This is a genomic window from Stenotrophomonas sp. STEN013 (assembly GCF_056760355.1).
The window spans coordinates 23,513-42,493 of sequence record NZ_JBRREO010000003.1 but is presented as its reverse complement, the minus strand read 5'-3'; the positions used below and the strand labels follow the sequence as shown (position 1 = coordinate 42,493).

At 65.0% G+C, this 18,981-nt stretch carries 13 protein-coding genes; 8 read left to right on the top strand and 5 right to left on the bottom strand.

Annotation, left to right across the window (positions count from 1 at the left end):
- Window positions 1-98: 98 nt before the first annotated feature.
- From ACVOMH_RS08030 to ACVOMH_RS08010, 5 genes are all read left to right on the top strand, one after another.
- On the top strand, window positions 99-2,267 hold the full coding sequence (locus ACVOMH_RS08030) for a methyl-accepting chemotaxis protein (RefSeq protein WP_481551607.1): 2,169 nt from the start codon (window positions 99-101) through the stop codon (window positions 2,265-2,267).
- A 9-nt stretch (window positions 2,268-2,276) separates the two neighbouring features.
- Window positions 2,277-3,128 (top strand): CheR family methyltransferase, encoded by an 852-nt coding sequence (locus tag ACVOMH_RS08025; RefSeq protein WP_481551606.1) that lies wholly within the window; start codon window positions 2,277-2,279, stop codon window positions 3,126-3,128.
- Window positions 3,125-3,730 (top strand): chemoreceptor glutamine deamidase CheD, encoded by a 606-nt coding sequence (gene cheD / locus ACVOMH_RS08020; RefSeq protein WP_057506480.1) that lies wholly within the window; start codon window positions 3,125-3,127, stop codon window positions 3,728-3,730. The genes ACVOMH_RS08025 and cheD overlap by 4 nt, the downstream gene beginning before the upstream one ends.
- Window positions 3,727-4,788 carry a protein-glutamate methylesterase/protein-glutamine glutaminase gene (locus ACVOMH_RS08015; protein ID WP_481551605.1) on the top strand — a complete coding sequence of 354 codons (1,062 nt, stop codon included), beginning with the start codon at window positions 3,727-3,729 and terminating at the stop codon, window positions 4,786-4,788. The genes cheD and ACVOMH_RS08015 overlap by 4 nt, the downstream gene beginning before the upstream one ends.
- Window positions 4,789-4,850: 62 nt before the next feature.
- Window positions 4,851-7,076: a sensor domain-containing protein gene (locus tag ACVOMH_RS08010; protein ID WP_481551604.1), complete on the top strand. Its 2,226-nt coding sequence runs from the start codon at window positions 4,851-4,853 to the stop codon at window positions 7,074-7,076.
- A gap of 78 nt (window positions 7,077-7,154) precedes the next feature.
- Here ACVOMH_RS08010 and acnB read toward each other — a convergent pair whose 3' ends face one another.
- The 3 genes from acnB to ACVOMH_RS07995 are packed head-to-tail and all read right to left on the bottom strand — an operon-like array spanning window position 7,155 to window position 10,412.
- Entirely contained in the window at window positions 7,155-9,746 is a 2,592-nt protein-coding gene (gene acnB, locus ACVOMH_RS08005; protein ID WP_481523786.1) for a bifunctional aconitate hydratase 2/2-methylisocitrate dehydratase, read from the bottom strand.
- 37 nt (window positions 9,747-9,783) lie between these two features.
- On the bottom strand, window positions 9,784-10,182 hold the full coding sequence (locus ACVOMH_RS08000; protein WP_054656741.1) for a type II toxin-antitoxin system VapC family toxin: 399 nt from the start codon (window positions 10,180-10,182) through the stop codon (window positions 9,784-9,786).
- Window positions 10,179-10,412, bottom strand: coding sequence for an AbrB/MazE/SpoVT family DNA-binding domain-containing protein (locus ACVOMH_RS07995; protein ID WP_054656740.1), 234 nt, complete (start codon window positions 10,410-10,412; stop codon window positions 10,179-10,181). Before ACVOMH_RS07995 ends, ACVOMH_RS08000 begins: the two co-directional genes overlap by 4 nt.
- 274 nt (window positions 10,413-10,686) lie before the next feature.
- On the opposite strand from ACVOMH_RS07995, the gene acnA reads away from it, so the two are divergent.
- Window positions 10,687-13,452, top strand: a complete 2,766-nt coding sequence (acnA, locus tag ACVOMH_RS07990) for an aconitate hydratase AcnA (RefSeq protein ID WP_481551603.1) — start codon at window positions 10,687-10,689, stop codon at window positions 13,450-13,452.
- Window positions 13,453-13,531: 79 nt separating this feature from the next.
- Here the strand turns inward: acnA and ACVOMH_RS07985 are convergent, their stop codons facing one another.
- Complete coding sequence (locus tag ACVOMH_RS07985; protein WP_481551602.1) at window positions 13,532-13,951, bottom strand: Cif family virulence factor; 420 nt, start codon at window positions 13,949-13,951, stop codon at window positions 13,532-13,534.
- Between the two features lie 144 nt (window positions 13,952-14,095).
- Between ACVOMH_RS07985 and rpfB the strand changes: the two genes are divergently transcribed.
- Both rpfB and ACVOMH_RS07975 read left to right on the top strand, forming a co-directional pair.
- A complete protein-coding gene (gene rpfB, locus ACVOMH_RS07980) occupies window positions 14,096-15,778 on the top strand; it encodes a fatty acyl-CoA ligase RpfB (protein ID WP_057506478.1) in 1,683 nt (560 codons plus the stop codon).
- A gap of 154 nt (window positions 15,779-15,932) precedes the next feature.
- Window positions 15,933-16,799, top strand: coding sequence for a crotonase/enoyl-CoA hydratase family protein (locus ACVOMH_RS07975; RefSeq protein WP_481551601.1), 867 nt, complete (start codon window positions 15,933-15,935; stop codon window positions 16,797-16,799).
- Here the strand turns inward: ACVOMH_RS07975 and ACVOMH_RS07970 are convergent, their stop codons facing one another.
- Window positions 16,800-18,980, bottom strand: a complete 2,181-nt coding sequence (locus ACVOMH_RS07970; protein ID WP_481551600.1) for a response regulator — start codon at window positions 18,978-18,980, stop codon at window positions 16,800-16,802.
- Window position 18,981: the final 1 nt, after the last annotated feature.

Sequence of the window (18,981 nt, the reverse complement as noted above, 5' to 3'; positions counted from 1 at the left end):
AAACGCCGGGGTTTTGCTTTGATGACGCTCAACTTTTCCTTGACAGCGCCGATACACAGGTATCCCGCTTACGCCCTGCTGCCCACAACCTCCTGTCAATGAATATCTATCGTCTCTGGTCGAGTTACATCAGCAACATCTCCGTACGCGGCAAGCTGAACCTGCTCACCGTACTGATCGTACTGGGCGTCATTGCCCTGTCGGTGATCGCCGCACGCATGCAGTACGTGGACCTGTATGAAACACGCAAGGACACGCTGCGCACGCAGGTGGAGCTGAGCTACGGCGTGCTGGACCACTATGCCCAGCTCGCCGAGAACGGCAGCGTGCCACTGGCCGACGCGCAGGAGCAGGCCATCGCCGCAGTGCAGGCCATGCGCTCGGATGGCGACGTCAACTACTTCAACATCTATTCCACCGATTACACGGTCCTGATGCATCCTTTCCGCAAGGATCTGCTCGGCAAGCCGATGAAGGACTTCCGCAGCGAGGACGGGGTGGCCGTCTACTTCGAACAGGTGGAGGCGGCCAAACGCGGCGGTGGCTATGTCGGCTACACATGGGCCAAACCCGGTCACGAAGAGCCGGTGGAAAAACTCGCCTACGCCGGCATGTACAAGCCGTGGAACTGGATCGTTTCCAGCGGTGTGTACATGGACGATGTGCAGTCGCAGGCACTGAGGTTCACCGCGATCATGACCGTGGCGGGTGGTTTTCTGGTGCTGCTGGTCGTGGCGCTGAGCTGGATCATCGGCAACCGTATCGTGCTGCCCCTGCGCAACGCCACCGCTGTTGCCAACGCCATCGCCCAGGGCCGCATGGACAACACCATTGCCGCAGCCACCCGCGATGAGACTGGCCAGCTGCTAGACAGCATGCGGCGCATGCAGGACCAGTTGCGCGCGGTGATCGATGCCCAGAATGAAATGGCCCGCCAGCACGATGCCGGCGCCATCGGCCACCGCATCGACGCCAGTGCCTTCCCGGGCAGCTACGGGGTGATGGTCGCCGAGACCAACACGCTGGTCGCAAGCCATATCGACGTGAACATGCAGGTCATCGCCATCGCCCAGCGCTACGCCATTGGCGACCTGAGTCCGGACATGCCGCTGCTGCCGGGCCAGAAGCGTGTCATCACCGAAACCATGGCGACGATCAAGCAGAACCTGGCCGCCATCAATGGCGAGATCAAGCGCCTGGGTAGCGCGGCCGCCGCCGGCGACTTCAGCCAGCGTGGCGACGAAAGCCGCTTCGAACATGACTTCCGCGAAATGGTGGAAAGCCTCAACGCCATGATGCAGGTCAGCGACCACAATCTGACCCGGATATCGGATCTGCTGCGCGCCATCGCCCAGGGCGACCTGACCGTACGCATGGACGGCAAGTTCAATGGCGTGTTCGCCCGGATACGTGACGATGCCAATGCCACCGTCGACCAGCTCGCAGGCATTGTCGGCCGCATCCAGAACGCCGCGTCCAGCATCAACCTGGCCGCCTCGGAGATCGCCACCGGCAACCAGGACCTGTCGCAGCGCACCGAGCAGCAGGCCGCCAATCTGGAAGAAACCGCCGCTTCGATGGAGGAACTGACCTCCACGGTGCGCCAGAACGCCGAGCACGCCCGCCAGGCCAACCAGCTCGCCATCGGCGCCGCGTCGGTCGCCTCGCAGGGGGGCCAGGTGGTTCATCAGGTGGTGACCACGATGAGCGGGATCGAGGCCTCCTCCAGGCGCATCGCCGACATCATCTCGGTGATCGACGGCATCGCCTTCCAGACCAACATCCTGGCGCTCAACGCCGCGGTGGAGGCGGCGCGGGCCGGCGAGCAGGGCCGCGGTTTCGCCGTGGTCGCCAGTGAAGTGCGCACCCTGGCACAACGCTCGGCCGGTGCCGCCAAGGAGATCAAGGGGCTGATCGATGATTCCGTCGAGAAGGTGTCCGAAGGCTCGACGCTGGTGCACCAGGCCGGCGCCACCATGGGCGAGATTGTCAGCAGCGTGCAGCGCGTGACCGACATCATGGCCGAGATCTCCGCCGCCTCGCAGGAACAGTCCGCCGGTATCGAGCAGGTCAACCAGACCGTGGTGCAGATGGATGAAACCACCCAGCAGAACGCCGCCCTGGTGGAGGAAGCCACCGCCGCCGCGCGCTCGATGGAGGAACAGGCGCTGCTGCTGGACGAGGCGGTTTCCGCATTCCGCTTGACGGCCGAGGGCGGCCCCTCCGCGCGGATGAATGCCACCCACACCCTCGCACTGGCCAGCTGACGCCGGATCATGACGACACTTCACTCCCCCAGCGCCGGCCGGGATTTCGAGTTCGACGACCGGGATTTCCGTCGCGTGTGCGAACTGATCCACCAGCGGGCCGGCATCGCGCTGGCACCGGCAAAGCGCGACATGGTGTACGGACGCCTGTCCCGCCGCCTGCGCGCATTGGGCCTGCGGGACTTCAAGGACTATCTGGACAAGCTCGAACAGGACGGTGGCGACGAGTGGCAGGCGTTCACCAACGCACTGACCACCAACCTCACCTCGTTCTTCCGCGAACCGCATCACTTCGAGCGTTTGCACGACGAGCTGCGCGAACGCGCCGCTCACGCACCCTTGAATATCTGGTCCTGTGCGGCGTCCACCGGTGAGGAACCCTATTCGATCGCCATCACCGCCTGCGAGGCGTTCGGCAGCCTGACGCCGCCGGTGCGCATCCTCGCAACGGATGTGGACACGCAGGTGCTGGCGACCGCCGCGCAGGGCGTGTATCCGATCGAGCGTATCGCCGCGCTGGAGCCTGCAGTGAAGAAGCGCTACTTCCAGCGCGGCACCGGTCCCAATGAAGGCAAGTGCCGGGTGGTGCCGGCGCTGCGCGCACTGATCGATTTCCGCCCCCTGAATCTGCTGACCCCGCGCTATGACGTGGGCGGACCGTTCGAGGCGCTGTTCTGTCGCAACGTGATGATCTATTTCGACAAGCCGACGCAGCGGGCGATCCTGTCGCGACTGGTACCGCATCTTGCCGAAGATGGATTGCTGTACACCGGCCACTCGGAGAACTACCTGCACGCCGCGGATCTGATCCAGCCGTGCGGTCGCACCCTGTACCGGCGCGCGAAAGGAACCCGTGCATGAAGTCCAGCACCCGCCACGACGACGGCGTGATGCGCTACCGCGACAGTCGTTTCCAGACGATTGCCGCCAAACTGCTGCCTACCCAATACCTGGTGGTCGATGACGACACCGCACTGACCACGACGCTGGGTTCGTGCGTGGCCGCCTGCATCCGCGATCCCATTCTCGGTATTGGGGGCATGAACCACTTCCTGCTGCCCGACGGCACCGTAAGCGACGGTGCTCCTGCGCGCTACGGCAGCTATGCGATGGAACTGCTGATCAACGATCTGCTCAAGCGCGGCGCCAACCGCAAGCGGCTGGAAGCCAAGGTCTTTGGCGGCGCCAACGTGCTCAAGGGATTCACCAGCAACCCGGTGGGCACCCGCAATGCCGAGTTCGTCCGCCAGTACCTGCTGGCCGAGAAGATTCCGGTCATCGCCGAGGATCTGTGCGGCATCCATCCGCGCAAGATCTGGTTCTTTCCCATCACCGGCCGGGTGGTGGTGCAACGTCTGCCACATGCCCATGATGATGCCGCCGCCGTGGCCGCAACCGAATCGGCCGTCCGCGCGCAGCTCTCGCGCACGCCGGTCAGTGGTGGTGTGGAGTTGTTCGAATGACGCTGCAGCCTCCCTGCCGCGTGTTGATCGTCGACGACTCGGCGCTGGTGCGCCAGCTCCTGTCGGAAATCCTCGCACGCGATCCTGGCATTGAAGTGGTCGGCACCGCCGCCGACCCGCTGCTCGCCCGCGAGAAGATCAAGCGCCTGAATCCGGACGTGTTGACCCTGGATGTGGAAATGCCGCGCATGGATGGACTGGCATTTCTGGAAAACCTGATGCGGCTGCATCCACTGCCGGTGGTGATGGTTTCCTCGCTGACCGAGCGTGGTGCCGACACCACCCTGCAGGCGCTGGCGCTGGGTGCCGTGGATTTCATCGCCAAGCCCAAACTCGACGTCGCGCGCGGACTGGAAAGCTACGCGGACGAGCTGTGCGAAAAGGTAAGAGCGGCGGCGCGTTCGCGCGTGCGGGCAATCGGTGCACACCCCGGAAACCGCCGCCTGTCGGCGCACAGCGCTGTCCCGGCGCCCACCCGTTTTCGCACCACCGACCGGCTGATCGCAATCGGCGCCTCGGCTGGTGGAACCGAAGCGCTGCGGGTGGTGCTTGAAGGCATGCCTGCCGATGCACCGGCGGTAGTGATAACACAGCATATTCCCGCCAGTTTCAGCAGGGCCTTCGCCGAACGCCTGGACCGGCATTCGGCCATGTCGGTGCGCGAAGCGACCGACGGCGAAGCCATCCTGCCCGGCCACGCCTATCTTCCACCGGGCGGACGGCATCTGCGCATCATCCGCGACGGTGCGCGCTGGCGCTGCCGGATCGATGATTCCGCTCCGGTCAACCGGCATAAACCGGCAGTCGATGTCCTGTTCCGCTCCGTCGCGCTGGCCGCTGGTGCCAATGCCATCGGCGCGATTCTTACGGGAATGGGCGACGATGGCGCGCGGGGGCTGCTGGAGCTGAAACAGGCCGGCGCACCCACACTTGTGCAGGATGAGGCCACCAGCGTTGTCTGGGGGATGCCCGGCAGCGCGGTACGTCTGGGCGCAGCGGAGGAGATGCTGCCGCTGGAGCAGATCGCCAGCCGCCTGGTCACGCTTTCCCAGTCCTGACAGTCCCCACCCTACGCCATGGTCGGCAACGCAGCAGCTCCACTCAACCTACGGAAGAACGCATGGCAGCAATGCGGGAAGTGACGCCTGCTTCAAACGCTCCATCCACGCCCACCGTGGATGCACGCCAGCTGGCATTGGCGCTGGACCACAGCGCCAATGCGATCCTGCTGTGTGACCGCAATGCCGTCATCCAGTACAGCAACGACGGTTTCTTCCGCATGTTCGGCTATACCCGCGAAGAGGCTTGCGGCCGCCAGCCGCAGCATCTGCTGTTGGGCACACACACCGATGCGGAGACGATCCGCCAGCTGGGGGCACATCACCTTGCCGGAAAGCCGCATCGTGCCGATGTGCTGGGCTATCGCCGTGATGGCAGCCCGCTGTGGGTGTCGGTGGTCGCCACACCGGTACCGGCTGCCGATGGAACGGTCGATTGCTTCATCAATGTCCTGACCGACATCACCGCGGCCAAGACCCACGAAGTGCTGCAGAACAAAGTGCTCGATGCGCTGGTACGCGAAGTCTCGCTGGCCGAGACGATGAGCCTGATCTGCCGCGAGATAGAACGTGTGGCCCCCGATCTGCGGGCCTCGGTCAGCCAGATCGATGCAAACCACATGTTGCGGATCATCGCCGCACCCAGCCTCCCCACGGCGCTGGTCGACTATCTCAATGGGCAACCGGTCGGCGTCGGCGGCGGCATCTGCGGTGTCGCGGCGTGGCGCAACCGTCCGGTCATCGTCGCCGATATCGCCACCGATCCCCTGTGCGCCGCACATGCCGGCGAACTGCTGTCCTCCGGTTTGCGCGCCTGTTGGGCCAACCCGATCCGTTCCAGCAGCGGGCAGGTGCTGGGCACGCTGGCTTTCCACTACCTTGAAGCGCGCGAGCCTGCTCCCTGGCACCGCGCGCTGGTCGAACTGAGCCTGCATCTGTGCGCGCTCGCGCTGGAACGCGAACACACCCGCGCGCGGGTACACCAGCTGGCGTTCTACGATGCGCTGACCGGCCTGCCCAACCGGATGATGTTCACCGCCCGCGCCGAGCAATTGCTCGCCAGTTGCGAACAGAACGGGCAACAGGTCGCAGCGCTGTTCATCGGTCTGGACCGGTTCAAGCGCATCAACGAAAGCCAGGGCCATTCCGCAGGCGATGGTCTGCTGCGGGACGTGGCCCAGCGCATGGCCGGCGTCGTCGGCCCCTCCGCCCTGTTCGGCCGGCAGGTCGGTGATGAATTTCTGCTCCTGGTACCCGGCTGCAGTGCGGTGCAGACCGCGGCCATCTGCGAGCGCCTGCTCGGCGCCATCGCCGCGCCACTGAACGTGGGCCAGATCACCGTCAACGCCAGTGCCAGCATCGGCGTGGCGATGTATCCGGTGGATGGTCGCGACATCGACACCCTGCTCCGCCACGCCGATCTGGCGATGTATCGCGCCAAGGACGAGGGCGGCTCGGGCTTCCGTTTCTTCAGCCTGGACATGAACCGCGTCGCACAGGAACGGGTGGTGATGGAGGCCGCCCTGCGCGAGGCCCTGCGCGGTGACCAGCTCACGCTCCATTACCAGCCGCAACTGTGCAGCCGCACCCGCCAGCTCGCCGGCGTGGAAGCCCTGCTGCGCTGGGAACATCCGCATATGGGCAGTGTCTCGCCGGCCCGGTTCATTCCGATGGCCGAGGAATGCGGGCTGATGGACGAGCTCAGCCTGTGGGTGCTGCGACAGGCCTGCGATGACCTGGGCCACTGGCGACAACGTGGCGTACCGGTTCCACGGATCTCGGTGAACCTGTCGGCGAGCAATTTCGACAACGCCACGCTGCCGGACCAGCTGCGCGGACTGCTGCAGGAATACCACTTGGGGGCGGGCGACCTGGTGCTGGAAATGACCGAAAGCGTGATGCTCTCGGCGCATGCGCGCGTCCTGCGCAACCTGGATGCGCTGCACGCATTGGGTTTCTGCCTGTCTCTGGACGATTTCGGTACCGGCTATTCCAGTCTCAGCCACCTGCACCGCCTGCCAATCAGCGAGCTCAAGCTCGATCGCAGCTTCGTGCAGGACATCGAACACAGTGAAACCGCCCGCTCGCTGATCGTGTCGATCCTGCGCATCGGCGAGAACCTGAACAAACTGGTGGTCGCCGAAGGGGTGGAGACCGAGTGCCAGCGCCAGTTCCTGGCCGCGCACGGTTGCGACCTGCTGCAGGGCTTCCTGTTCTCACCCGCCCTGCCGGCACCGGCACTGGAGTCGTGGCTGGAACATCACCGAGGCACCCTGCCAGCGGCCTGACACCGCCTCTTTCGGCGCAGCCACAACAAAGAAAGCCCGGCGATCGCCGGGCTTTCTTCTGTTGCTCAACCGTCAGTGTCAGGCGGTGACGGTGTCGGCCACGTCCTGGTATTCCTGGATCTGGTCGAAGTTCATGTAGCGGTAGATCGAATCGCCGGCACCGGCCAGCACACCGGCCGCTTCCATGTACTCCTCACGGGTCGGGATGCGACCCAGACGCGAGCAGATCGCGGCCAGCTCGGCCGAACCCAGGTACACGTTGGTGTTGCGGCCCAGGCGGTTCGGGAAGTTGCGGGTCGAGGTCGACATCGCGGTGGAGCCTTCACGGATCTGCGCCTGGTTGCCCATGCACAGCGAGCAGCCCGGCATTTCCATGCGGGCACCGGCGGCGCCGAAGGTGCCGTAGTGGCCTTCCTTGGTCAGCTCGGCGGCATCCATCTTGGTCGGCGGAGCGATCCACAGACGGGTCGGGATGTCGCGCTTGCCTTCCAGCAGCTTGGCCGCGGCACGGAAGTGGCCGATGTTGGTCATGCACGAACCGATGAACACTTCGTCGATCTGCGCGCCGGCCACGTCCGACAGGGTCTTGGCATCGTCCGGATCGTTCGGGCAGCAGACGATCGGCTCGACGATTTCGGCCAGGTCGATCTCGATGACCGCGGCGTACTCGGCATCGGCATCGGCTTCCAGCAGCTGCGGGTCGGCCAGCCAGGCTTCCATCTTCTCAATGCGGCGCGCCAGGGTGCGGGCATCGGCATAACCTTCGGCAATCATCCACTTCAACAGGGTGATGTTGCTGGTCAGGTATTCGATGATCGGGGCCTTGTCCAGCTTGACCGCGCAACCGGCGGCCGAACGCTCGGCCGAGGCGTCAGCCAGCTCGAACGCCTGCTCGATCTTCAGATCCGACAGGCCTTCGATTTCCAGGATGCGGCCGGAGAAGATGTTCTTCTTGCCCTGCTTGGCAACGGTCAGCAGGCCCTGCTTGATCGCATACAGCGGGATCGCGTGGACCAGATCACGCAAGGTCACGCCCGGCTGCATCTTGCCCTTGAAGCGGACCAGCACCGACTCGGGCATGTCCAGCGGCATCACGCCGGTGGCTGCGGCGAACGCGACCAGGCCGGAACCGGCCGGGAACGAGATGCCGATCGGGAAGCGGGTGTGCGAGTCGCCACCGGTGCCGACGGTGTCGGGCAGCAGCATGCGGTTCAACCACGAGTGGATGATGCCGTCGCCCGGACGCAGCGAGACGCCGCCACGGGTGGAGATGAACTCCGGCAGGGTGTGGTGGGTCTTCACGTCCACCGGCTTCGGATAGGCGGCGGTGTGGCAGAACGACTGCATCACCAGGTCGGCCGAGAAGCCCAGGCAGGCCAGGTCCTTCAGTTCGTCACGGGTCATCGGGCCGGTGGTGTCCTGCGAGCCGACGGTGGTCATCTTCGGTTCGCAGTAGGCACCCGGACGCACGCCCTGGCCTTCCGGCAGACCGCAGGCGCGGCCGACCATCTTCTGCGCCAGGCTGAAGCCCTTGCCGGTATCGACCGGTGCGGTCGGCTGGCGGAACAGGTCGGTGACCGGCAGGCCCAGCGCTTCACGCGCCTTGGCGGTCAGGCCGCGGCCGATGATCAGCGGAATACGGCCACCGGCGCGCACTTCGTCGAACAGCACGTCGCTCTTGACCTGGAACTCGGCGATGACTTCGCCGTTCTTCAGCGCCTTGCCGTCGTACGGACGCAGCTCGACCACATCGCCGTGGTTCATCTGCGACACGTCCAGCTCGATCGGCAGCGCGCCGGCGTCTTCCATGGTGTTGTAGAAGATCGGGGCGATCTTCGAACCCAGGCACACGCCGCCGAAGCGCTTGTTCGGGATGAAGGGGATGTCTTCGCCGGTGAACCACAGCACCGAGTTGGTGGCGGACTTGCGGCTGGAGCCGGTACCGACCACGTCACCGACGTAGGCGACCAGGTTGCCCTTTTCCTTCAGCGACAGGATTTCCTGGATCGGGCCGCGCTTGCCGTCTTCCTCGGGCACGAACGGCGCGTCGGGACGCTTGTTCTTCAGCATCGCCAGCGCGTGCAGCGGGATGTCCGGGCGGGTGGTGGCGTCCGGTGCCGGCGACAGGTCGTCGGTGTTGGTTTCGCCCGGCACCTTGAACACGGTGATGGTCAGGCTCTGCGGCACTTCCGGCTTGGAAGTGAACCACTCGGCATCGGCCCAGCTCTGCAGCACGGACTGGGCGTTGGCGTTGCCTGCCTTGGCCTTTTCCTGCACGTCATGGAACGCATCGAACACCAGCAGGGTGTGCTTGAGCGCATTGGCGGCAATGGCGCCGACTTCGGCATCGTCCAGCAGCTGGATCAACGGGGCGACGTTGTAACCGCCAAGCATGGTGCCCAGCAGTTCGGTGGCGCGCGCACGGCTGATCAGCGCATTGGTCTCGGTGCCGAAGGCAACGGCGGCCAGGTACGAGGCCTTGACCTTGGCGGCATCATCGACGCCGGCCGGCACGCGGTGGGTGATCAGGTCCAGCAGGAACTCGGCCTCGCCGGCGGGCGGGTTCTTCAGCAGCTCGATGACGTCGGCCGTCTGCTGTGCGGTCAGCGGCAGCGGCGGGATGCCAAGCGCGGCGCGCTCGGCTACGTGGTGGCGGTAGGCTTCCAACATGACAACTCCCGGGGGTACGGTTTGAGAATGGATGGGATCAGGCTTGCGGCACGATCAGCTTCAAGCCCTTGAAGTAATCGCGGTAAAACGTGTCGTTCCAGGTGATCAGCCCGTCGCACTGCAACAGGGCATGGGCACCGACCATGAAATCGTCGATGCGGCGGGTATCGCCGCTGCGCTGCCGGTGGCGGCGGTGCATCTCGCCGGCGCGCAGCGCGGATTTGGCTTCCAGCGCGTTGAAATGGACGCCCATTTCCTCCAGCGCTTCCTGCACCTCGGCACCGCCACGCAACGAGGCGCAGATCTCGGCGAGGGTTGTCCCGCAGATGACCACCCGGCCACCGACCAGCGCCTGCCGCAGGCAGGCCTCCACCGCGTCGGCACGCGGGCCGTCGCTGAGCAGTTCGATCAGGACCGGGGAGTCGACGGCGATCATGCGCCGTCCGTCTCGTCGCGGACGGTGCGCACCGCCTGCTCGGCCGATTCAAATCCGTCCAGCGCGAACTTGCCACGCGCGCGGGAAATGGCGTCGTCCACGCTTTTGCGCAGGATGATGCGGCTGCCGTCCAGCTCGACCTTCAACTGGGTGCCCTTGGTCAGGCCCAGTGCATCGCGTACCGCCTTGGGCAGGGTGATCTGCCCGCGTTCAGCTACGGTGGCTTCCATGGGACCTCCAGCAAAGTATGCATGAATTATACATACTTTGACCGGCATACCCCAATCGACCCGCTACCGTCCCGGTCCGTTGCGGCCGGATGTCGCGCTGGGCGCCGTTACATGGCCGCAACATGGCCCTGCCTAGACTGCGGCGGCTGGCAGCGCCCGCCCAATCCGGCTTCGGCCATACTCGGGTACGCATTCACATCACCGGGCGCCGGCCCGGAACGCCCGCGCGGCCCTGCCGCGGCAAGCCATCTGCATGCAACAAGGAGCAAGCCCAATGAACGACTCATTCTCCACCCGCAGCGAGCTGGAGGTTGGCGGTCAGCGTTACACCTACTGCAGCCTGCCCACGCTCGGCCGGAAGTTCGACATCTCCCACCTGCCCTATTCGATGAAGATCCTGCTGGAGAACCTGCTCAGGCACGAGGACGGCGGCCAGACCGTAGGGCCGGAGCACATCGAAGCGGTGGCGAAATGGAAGCCGACGGCGGAACCGGACACCGAAATCGCCTTCATGCCGGCTCGTGTGGTGCTGCAGGACTTCACCGGCGTGCCATGCGTGGTCGACCTTGCCGCCATGCGCGATGCGGTGACCCGGCTGGGCGGCAACGCCGAGCAGATCAACCCGCTGATCCCCTCCGAGCTGGTCATCGACCATTCGGTACAGGTGGACGTGTTCGGCCGTCCGGATGCGCTGGACCTCAACGGCAAGATCGAATTCGAGCGCAACCGCGAGCGCTACAGCTTCCTGCGCTGGGGCCAGAAGGCCTTCGAGAACTTCAAGGTGGTGCCCCCCAACACCGGCATCGTCCACCAGGTGAATCTGGAGAACCTGGCCCGCGTGGTGATGGAGCGCGAGATCGACGGCACCCGCTGGGCATTCCCGGACACCGTGTTCGGCACCGATTCGCACACCACCATGATCAACGGCATCGGCGTGCTGGGCTGGGGCGTGGGCGGCATCGAAGCCGAGGCGGCGATGCTCGGCCAGCCCTCCTCGATGCTGATCCCGCAGGTGGTGGGCTTCAAACTGACCGGCAAACTGCCCGAAGGCGCCACCGCCACCGACCTGGTGCTGACCGTTACCCAGATGCTGCGCAAGTTTGGCGTGGTCGGCAAGTTCGTCGAGTTCTACGGCGACGGCCTGCAGCACCTGCCGCTGGCCGATCGCGCCACCATCGCCAACATGGCCCCGGAGTACGGCGCCACCTGCGGCATTTTCCCGATCGATGCCGAATCGTTGAATTACCTGCGCCTGTCCGGCCGCAGCGAGGCACAGATCGCCCTGGTGGAGACCTACGCCAAAGCGCAGGGGCTGTGGCATGACGCCGGCAGCGCGCCTGCGCAGTACAGCGCCACCTTGGAACTGGACATGGCCGAGGTGAAGCCGTCGCTGGCCGGGCCCAAGCGTCCGCAGGATCGCGTACTGCTGGAGGACGTGCACAGCAATTTCGCCGAAGCGCTGAAGGGCCTGATCGCCCACCGCAAACCCCGGGTCGGTTGCGCGGTGGAAGACTTCAAGGAGGAAGGCGGCGCCCAGCCGCAGGCCACCCACCTGGCTGCCAAACCCATCTCGAAGATCCGCATCAACGATGAGGACGCCGAGCTGTGCGACGGCTCGGTGGTGATCGCCGCGATCACCTCGTGCACCAACACCTCCAATCCGGCGGTGATGCTCGGTGCCGGGCTGCTGGCCCGCAATGCCGCGCGCCTGGGCCTGAAGGCCAAGCCATGGGTGAAGACCTCGCTCGGACCCGGCTCGCGGGTGGTCACCGACTATCTTGAAAAGGCGGGCGTCCTGGCCGATCTGGAGAAACTCGGCTTCTACGTGGTCGGCTATGGCTGCACCACCTGCATCGGCAACTCCGGCCCACTGCCCGAAGCGGTATCCGTGGGCATCGGCCAGAACGAGCTGGTGGTGGCCTCGGTGCTGTCGGGCAACCGCAACTTTGAAGGCCGCGTGCATCCGGAAGTGAAGGCCAACTATCTGGCCTCGCCGCCGCTGGTGGTCGCCTATGCCATCGCCGGCACGGTCAACATCGACCTGACCACCCAGCCACTGGGCAAGGGCAGCGATGGCAAGGATGTGTACCTGCGTGACATCTGGCCCAGCAACAAGGAAATCGGCGACACCATCGCCGCCACCGTCGGCCCGGAGATGTTCAAGCAGAACTACGCCAACGTGTTCAAGGGCGACAGCCGCTGGGCGCAGATCGCCTCGCCGGAAGGCCAGGCCTATCAGTGGAATTCGGACTCCACCTATATCAAGAACCCGCCCTACTTCGATGGCATGACCATGCAGGTCGGCAACATCGCCGACATCCACGGCGCGCGCGTACTGGGCCTGTTTGGCGATTCGATCACCACCGACCACATCTCCCCGGCCGGCAACATCAAGAAGGACTCGCCAGCCGGCCGCTTCCTGCAGTCGCGCGGCGTGCAGCCGGTGGACTTCAACAGCTACGGCAGCCGCCGCGGCAACGACGATGTGATGGTCCGCGGCACCTTCGCCAACATCCGCATCAAGAACCTGATGTTTGGCGGCGAGGAAGGCGGCAACACCCTGTATTACGCCCCGGGCAGCCAGAGCGGCGAGAAACTGGCGATCTACGATGCGGCGATGAAGTACAAAGCCGATGGCGTGCCGCTGGTGGTGCTGGCCGGCAAGGAATACGGCACCGGCTCCTCGCGCGACTGGGCGGCCAAGGGCACCAACCTGCTGGGTGTCAAGGCGGTGATCGCCGAGAGCTTCGAGCGCATCCACCGCTCCAACCTGGTCGGCATGGGCGTGCTGCCGCTGCAGTTCCGTGACGGCCAGAACGCACAGAGTCTGGGCCTGGAGGGCTCGGAGGTGTTCGATGTGACCGGGCTGGACGACGGCAAGGCCAAGACCGCGACGGTCACCGCGACCAGGGCCGACGGCAGTACCAGCACGTTCACTGCCAACGTGCTGCTGTTGACGCCCAAGGAGGTGGAGTACTTCCGCAACGGCGGTCTGCTGCAATACGTGCTACGCCAGCTGGCCGCGAAGAAAGCGGCCTGATCTTGGCAGGAAGCGCCCGGACAAGGGCGCTTCCTGCCCAGGCGCGGAGGAGGCCTGGGGCGACACGGTGCTGCCCGGCTTAAAGCTCCGGCTCACCTGCCCTCTTCCACGAAGCGCTATACACCTGCCAGCGGCCATCCTCATCGCGCCAGCCGCTGACCACCTCCTGCATTTCGCCGCGCTCGGGCAGGAAGCGCCCGCTGCCACCGACCATCAGCACCGTGAAACGCACCGTGGCAGTGCGCATGTCTTCGCCCATCGCCACCGTGACCGGGCCGGTCTGCACCGTCACCCGGTGGTTCAGCAGCAGCTGCGCCTTGAGCAGCCGCTCCAGCCCTGCGCGGTCCAGACCCTCGTTGCCGACGAAGTCGGCCGAAACGGACGCCATGAAGTCCGCAGGCGCCCCCTGCTCCACCGCTTCCTGCATCGCGGCAACCGTCTGGCGCAGCCGCTGCTCGGGAGGCGCCGCCTTGCAGGCGGCCAGTAAAAGCAAAATCAAGACACAAAGCAGGTAATTCGGGGCCGTTCGGGCCATATCTCCCTTCGCCTTTTCCATTCTGGACGGTATGCTGCCGACAACGGCCTGTATCGCTGACGGCCGGTCGATGTCCAACTAGACCACATCCATTTCCTGGAGGGGAAGATGAATCAGGAACGTCCCTGGCTGCAAAGTTACCCGGCTGGTGTACCGGCCGAGATCGACGTCAACGAGTTCCGCTCCGTTGCGGCAGTATTCGATACGTCTGTGGCCAAGTTCCGTGATCGCCCCGCCTACTCCAACTTCGGCAAGACGCTGACCTACGGCGAAACCGATGCGCTGGTCAGCCAGTTCGCGGCCTATCTGCTGGGCGAGCTGCAGCTCAAGAAAGGTGATCGCGTCGCGGTGATGATGCCCAACTGCCTGCAGTATCCGATTGCCACTTTCGGCATCCTGCGCGCCGGCCTTACCGTGGTGAACGTCAATCCGCTCTACACCCCCCGCGAACTGAAGCACCAGCTGGTCGACGCCGGTGTGGTGGCGCTGGTGGTGGTGGACAATTTTGGCGACACCGTGCAGCAGGTGATCGCCGATACACCGGTCAAGCAGGTGATCACCACCGGGCTGGGCGACCTGCTCGGCTTCCCGAAGGGCGCGATAGTCAACTTCGTGCTGAAGTACGTGAAGAAGATGGTCCCGGATTACCGCCTGCACGGCGCGATCCGCTTCAAGGAGGCACTGGCGCTGGGCAAACGCCACCGGCTGCCGGCCGTGGACATCGACCACGACGACATCGCGTTCCTGCAGTACACCGGCGGCACCACGGGCGTGGCCAAGGGCGCCATGCTCACCCACCGCAATCTGGTGGCGAACATGCAGCAGGCCTCGGCATGGATCAGCGGCTCCGGCGTGGAGCCGGGCAAGGAAGTGATCATCACCGCGCTGCCCCTCTACCATATCTTCGCATTGACGGCGAACGGCCTGGTTTTCATGAAGATCGGCGCGCTGAACTACCTGATCACCAACCCGCGCGACATGAAGGGCTTCGTCAAAGAGCTCAAGAACAACCGCTTCACCGCCATCACCGGCGTCAACACGCTGTTCAACGGCCTGCTCAACACCCCCGGGTTTGACGAGGTCGACTTCTCCGGCCTCAAGGTCACGCTCGGCGGCGGCATGGCCGTGCAGCGTTCGGTCGCCGAACGCTGGAAGAAGACCACCGGGGTGACGCTGATCGAGGCCTACGGCCTGACCGAGACCTCGCCGGCCGCCTGTATCAACCCGCTGGATCTGAAGGAATACAACGGCTCGATCGGCCTGCCGATCCCCTCCACCGACGCCTGCGTGAAGAACGACGACGGCCAGCAGGTTCAGGTCGGCGAAGTGGGCGAACTGTGCATTCGCGGCCCGCAGGTGATGAAGGGCTACTGGCATCGCCAGGATGAAACCGACCAGGCCATCGATGCCGATGGCTGGCTGCATACCGGTGACATGGCTCGCATGGACGAGAAGGGCTTCTTCTATATCGTCGATCGCAAGAAGGACATGATCCTGGTCTCCGGCTTCAACGTGTATCCGAACGAGATCGAGGACGTGATCGCCATGATGCCCGGGGTGCTGGAGGTTGCTGCAGTCGGCGTGCCCAACGAGAAGTCCGGCGAAGCGGTGAAAGTGGTCATCGTCAAGAAGGATCCGAACCTGACCGAGGAACAGGTCAAGGAATTCGCCCGCGCCAACCTGACCGGCTACAAGCATCCGCGCATCGTCGAGTTCCGCAAGGAGCTGCCCAAGACCAACGTCGGCAAGATCCTGCGCCGCGAATTGCGGGATGCGCCAGCGAGCACCTGAACCAGGCGAAATCGAGCGAACAGGACAGGGCCTCTCCGGAAACGGAGGGGCCCTTCGCATTTACGGTTGTCAAAGCCCGTGTAGCATCGCCACGTGCCAGCGTTTCGCCCGCCGCCCACGTCCCCTTCAGCGGGCCTTTGCAAAGGACCAAGCCATGAGCCTGATCGAACTGCTGCCTGCAACCCCCTCCTACGCCACCGTCCGCACCCGCAGCGATGCCACCCGCAGCGTGCATTGGCTGCACATGCACGCCGATGCCGCACCGGGCGTACGCCCGTGTTTCCGCAAGCCCCTGATGACGGACATGCACGCCTTCCTGGACAGCATCAGCACCAAGCAGCCGGGGGAGCCGCGCCGGCTGCAGCACCTGGTACTGGCTTCCGATGCCGATGCCTTCAACCTCGGCGGCGATCTGGATGTGTTCTCAGCCTTGATCCGGGCCCGTGATGCCGAGGGCCTGCTGCGCTACGCCCGCAGCTGCATCGATGGCGTCCACCGTTTCGACCGTGGCCTCAATGGCGACTTCCGCACCATCGCCCTGCTGCAGGGTGACGCGCTTGGTGGCGGGCTGGAGATGGCCCTGTCGTGCCACACCATCGTGGCCGAGGAAGGTGTCGGCATGGGCCTGCCGGAAGTGCTGTTCGGGCTGTTCCCGGGCATGGGCGCCTACAACTTCCTCAGCCGCCGGGTATCGCCGCAACTGGCCGAGCGCATCATTCTGGAAGGCCGCGTCTATACGGCCGAAGATATGCACGCCATGGGCGTGGTCGACATCCTGGTACCGCGCGGACAAGGCGAGCAAGCGGTCAACGACCTGATCCGCCAGCAGCAGCGCATCCCCCATTCCTGTCTGGCAATGAATGCCGTGCGCGGCATTTCCCACGCGGTCAGCTACCAGGAATTGCTGGACATCACCAAGGTCTGGGTCGAGGCCGCGCTGGCGCTGGACGAGAAGTCGCTGCGCACCATGGACCGCCTGGTCAAGGCACAGACCCGCCGCAGCGGGCAGACCGCACGCTGATCAGCCTGCGGTTTCATCACCCTGGGGGTGCGTGCGCCGTGCCGCGCGCGCATCCAATGCCTGCCGCCCCTCCAGCAGCGCCGCCTGGAGACGGGGCAGGCACTGTGCGCCTTCACTGCGCAACTGCCAGTCGGCCATCGCCATCAGCTCGCCGCCCAGCGCTGCCACCCGGGTCAGGCCCAGATTGCCGGCCACGCCCTTCACCGCATGGGCCTGCTCGCGCATACGCTCCCAGTCACCTTGCTCGCTGGCTGCCCCCACCGCATCGCTGCAGGTGACAAGATCGGTCATGCACTGGCGTATGAACTCGCGCTCGAAGCCTTCGCCCAGGCCCAGCGCCGCCAGCTCATCCAGCACATCCGGGTTCAACACGTCATCGCCGGTCACCGGCGCTTCGATGACGGTGCGGGTCGCCGGGCTGCGCGTGTCACCTTCGCCTGCGATGATTGCCAGGGTTTCCAGCAGTTTGGCCGCTACCACCGGCTTGGCCATGAACGTGTGCGCACCAGCCTGCGTACAGCGCTGGATCGCATCCGGGGTCACATCGGCACTGAGGATCACGACCGGGGTGCGCGGTCCACCACCGGCCTGCATCACACGCAGCTGCCTGAGCATGTCCAGACCACTCATGCCGGGCATGTGCAGATCGACAATCACCACATCGAACTCACACTCGGTGAGCAGATCAAGGACCGCCTCGGCACCGTTGACGCACTGCACGCGATGACCGGCTTTCTGCAGCATGCGCTGCAGCACCATCCGGTTGGCCTCGTGGTCATCGGCCACCAGCACCTGCAGGCTGGGAACCCGTGCCCGATGGCGCCGGAACGGGTCGGAAAACGAGATGACATTGGGGAACGCCTCGGCGATGGCCTCCGGGCTATCCAACGCGACCGGCGCACGCGCGACGCCCCCGGCCTGCGCCGGGACAAGCGGCACTTCCACCCAGAAGCAGCTGCCGCCGCCCGGGTTGTCCTGGTAGCCGATCTCACCTCCCAACGTCTGCGTCAATCCCTTGGCGATGGCCGTTCCCAGCCCGGTCCCTTCATAGCGCCGGGCCAGGGACACGTCCGCCTGCTCGAACGGCTCGAACAGGCGCGGGCGCAATGACGGGGCCACGCCAATGCCCGTATCCAGAACATCGAAACGGATCCGCAGTGCATGATCGCCCGCTGCCGCCCGCATCGACACCCGGATTTCAACCCTGCCGCTGTCGGTGAACTTCACCGCATTGCCAGCAAGATTGAGTAGGATCTGGCGCAGGTGCGCAGCGTCGCCGTGCAGGCCATCGGGTACGCCGGTTTCCACGAACACCCGGTAGTCCAGCTGCTTGGCACGCGCTTGAGGCTGGAGAATCAGGCCGATGGACTGGATCAGCTCGGCCAAAGAGAAATCGCGCGCGTCCACGCGCAGTTTTCCGGCCTCGATCGCCGAGATATCCAGTACCTCCTCCACCAGCGCCAGCAGGCTGCTGGCCGATGCCTGGATCGTGTTCAGACACTCGCGCTGCTCATCATCCAGCCGCGTGGTGGCCAGCAGTTCGGTCATGCCCGACAGACCATTGAGCGGCGTGCGGAACTCATGGCTCATGTTGGCCAGGAACCGGCTTTTGGCATCACTGGCGCGGCGGGCCTCTGCCATCGCCTCGGTCAGCTGCTTCAACAGACTGGCGAAATACAGTGGGATTGCCGCCAATCCCACCAGCAGCCCCACACCCAGCCCCAGATTGCGCTGCCAGTAGTCGCTCAGCGTGAGCGTCACCCCGAAACTGAGTGTCGCCATGGCCACTGCAAGCCACAGATAGCGGTTGCCATAGCGCATACCGTTGCCAACAGTGACCCACATCACCACGACATAGATGGGGGCCATCGGTTCGCCGATCGCACTCATCGCGATGGACATCAGCGCATAGTCATCGACCATGCCGAGAATGCGGCGCAGATCCGAACGCGCCGGACGCCACAGCAACCAGCCCATCAGCACCAGCGACAGGCCCTGAGCGATCAGGATCAATGTCACCACCAGCCGCAGCTGCCCCGCTGGCAAGCCCCAGCTCGGGGATGACAACAGCACATAAGCCAGGATCAGCGCGATCAGCACGATCCGCACGAACGCCTGTGCGTGCTCGCTGTCGGTGCGCTGCGAAAGCCGCCGCTTCAGCCCGGCGAACACCGCACGCATC

What these genes read in the sequence shown, in the direction of transcription:
- ACVOMH_RS08030 (WP_481551607.1), top strand. Translation starts at nt 99, where the DNA reads ATGAATATCTATCGTCTCTGGTCGAGTTACATCAGCAACATCTCCGTA.
- ACVOMH_RS08025 (WP_481551606.1), top strand. Translation starts at nt 2,277, where the DNA reads ATGACGACACTTCACTCCCCCAGCGCCGGCCGGGATTTCGAGTTCGAC.
- cheD (WP_057506480.1), top strand. Translation starts at nt 3,125, where the DNA reads ATGAAGTCCAGCACCCGCCACGACGACGGCGTGATGCGCTACCGCGAC.
- ACVOMH_RS08015 (WP_481551605.1), top strand. Translation starts at nt 3,727, where the DNA reads ATGACGCTGCAGCCTCCCTGCCGCGTGTTGATCGTCGACGACTCGGCG.
- ACVOMH_RS08010 (WP_481551604.1), top strand. Translation starts at nt 4,851, where the DNA reads ATGGCAGCAATGCGGGAAGTGACGCCTGCTTCAAACGCTCCATCCACG.
- acnB (WP_481523786.1), bottom strand. Translation starts at nt 9,746, where the DNA reads ATGTTGGAAGCCTACCGCCACCACGTAGCCGAGCGCGCCGCGCTTGGC.
- ACVOMH_RS08000 (WP_054656741.1), bottom strand. Translation starts at nt 10,182, where the DNA reads ATGATCGCCGTCGACTCCCCGGTCCTGATCGAACTGCTCAGCGACGGC.
- ACVOMH_RS07995 (WP_054656740.1), bottom strand. Translation starts at nt 10,412, where the DNA reads ATGGAAGCCACCGTAGCTGAACGCGGGCAGATCACCCTGCCCAAGGCG.
- acnA (WP_481551603.1), top strand. Translation starts at nt 10,687, where the DNA reads ATGAACGACTCATTCTCCACCCGCAGCGAGCTGGAGGTTGGCGGTCAG.
- rpfB (WP_057506478.1), top strand. Translation starts at nt 14,096, where the DNA reads ATGAATCAGGAACGTCCCTGGCTGCAAAGTTACCCGGCTGGTGTACCG.
- ACVOMH_RS07975 (WP_481551601.1), top strand. Translation starts at nt 15,933, where the DNA reads ATGAGCCTGATCGAACTGCTGCCTGCAACCCCCTCCTACGCCACCGTC.
- ACVOMH_RS07970 (WP_481551600.1), bottom strand. Translation starts at nt 18,980, where the DNA reads ATGCGTGCGGTGTTCGCCGGGCTGAAGCGGCGGCTTTCGCAGCGCACC.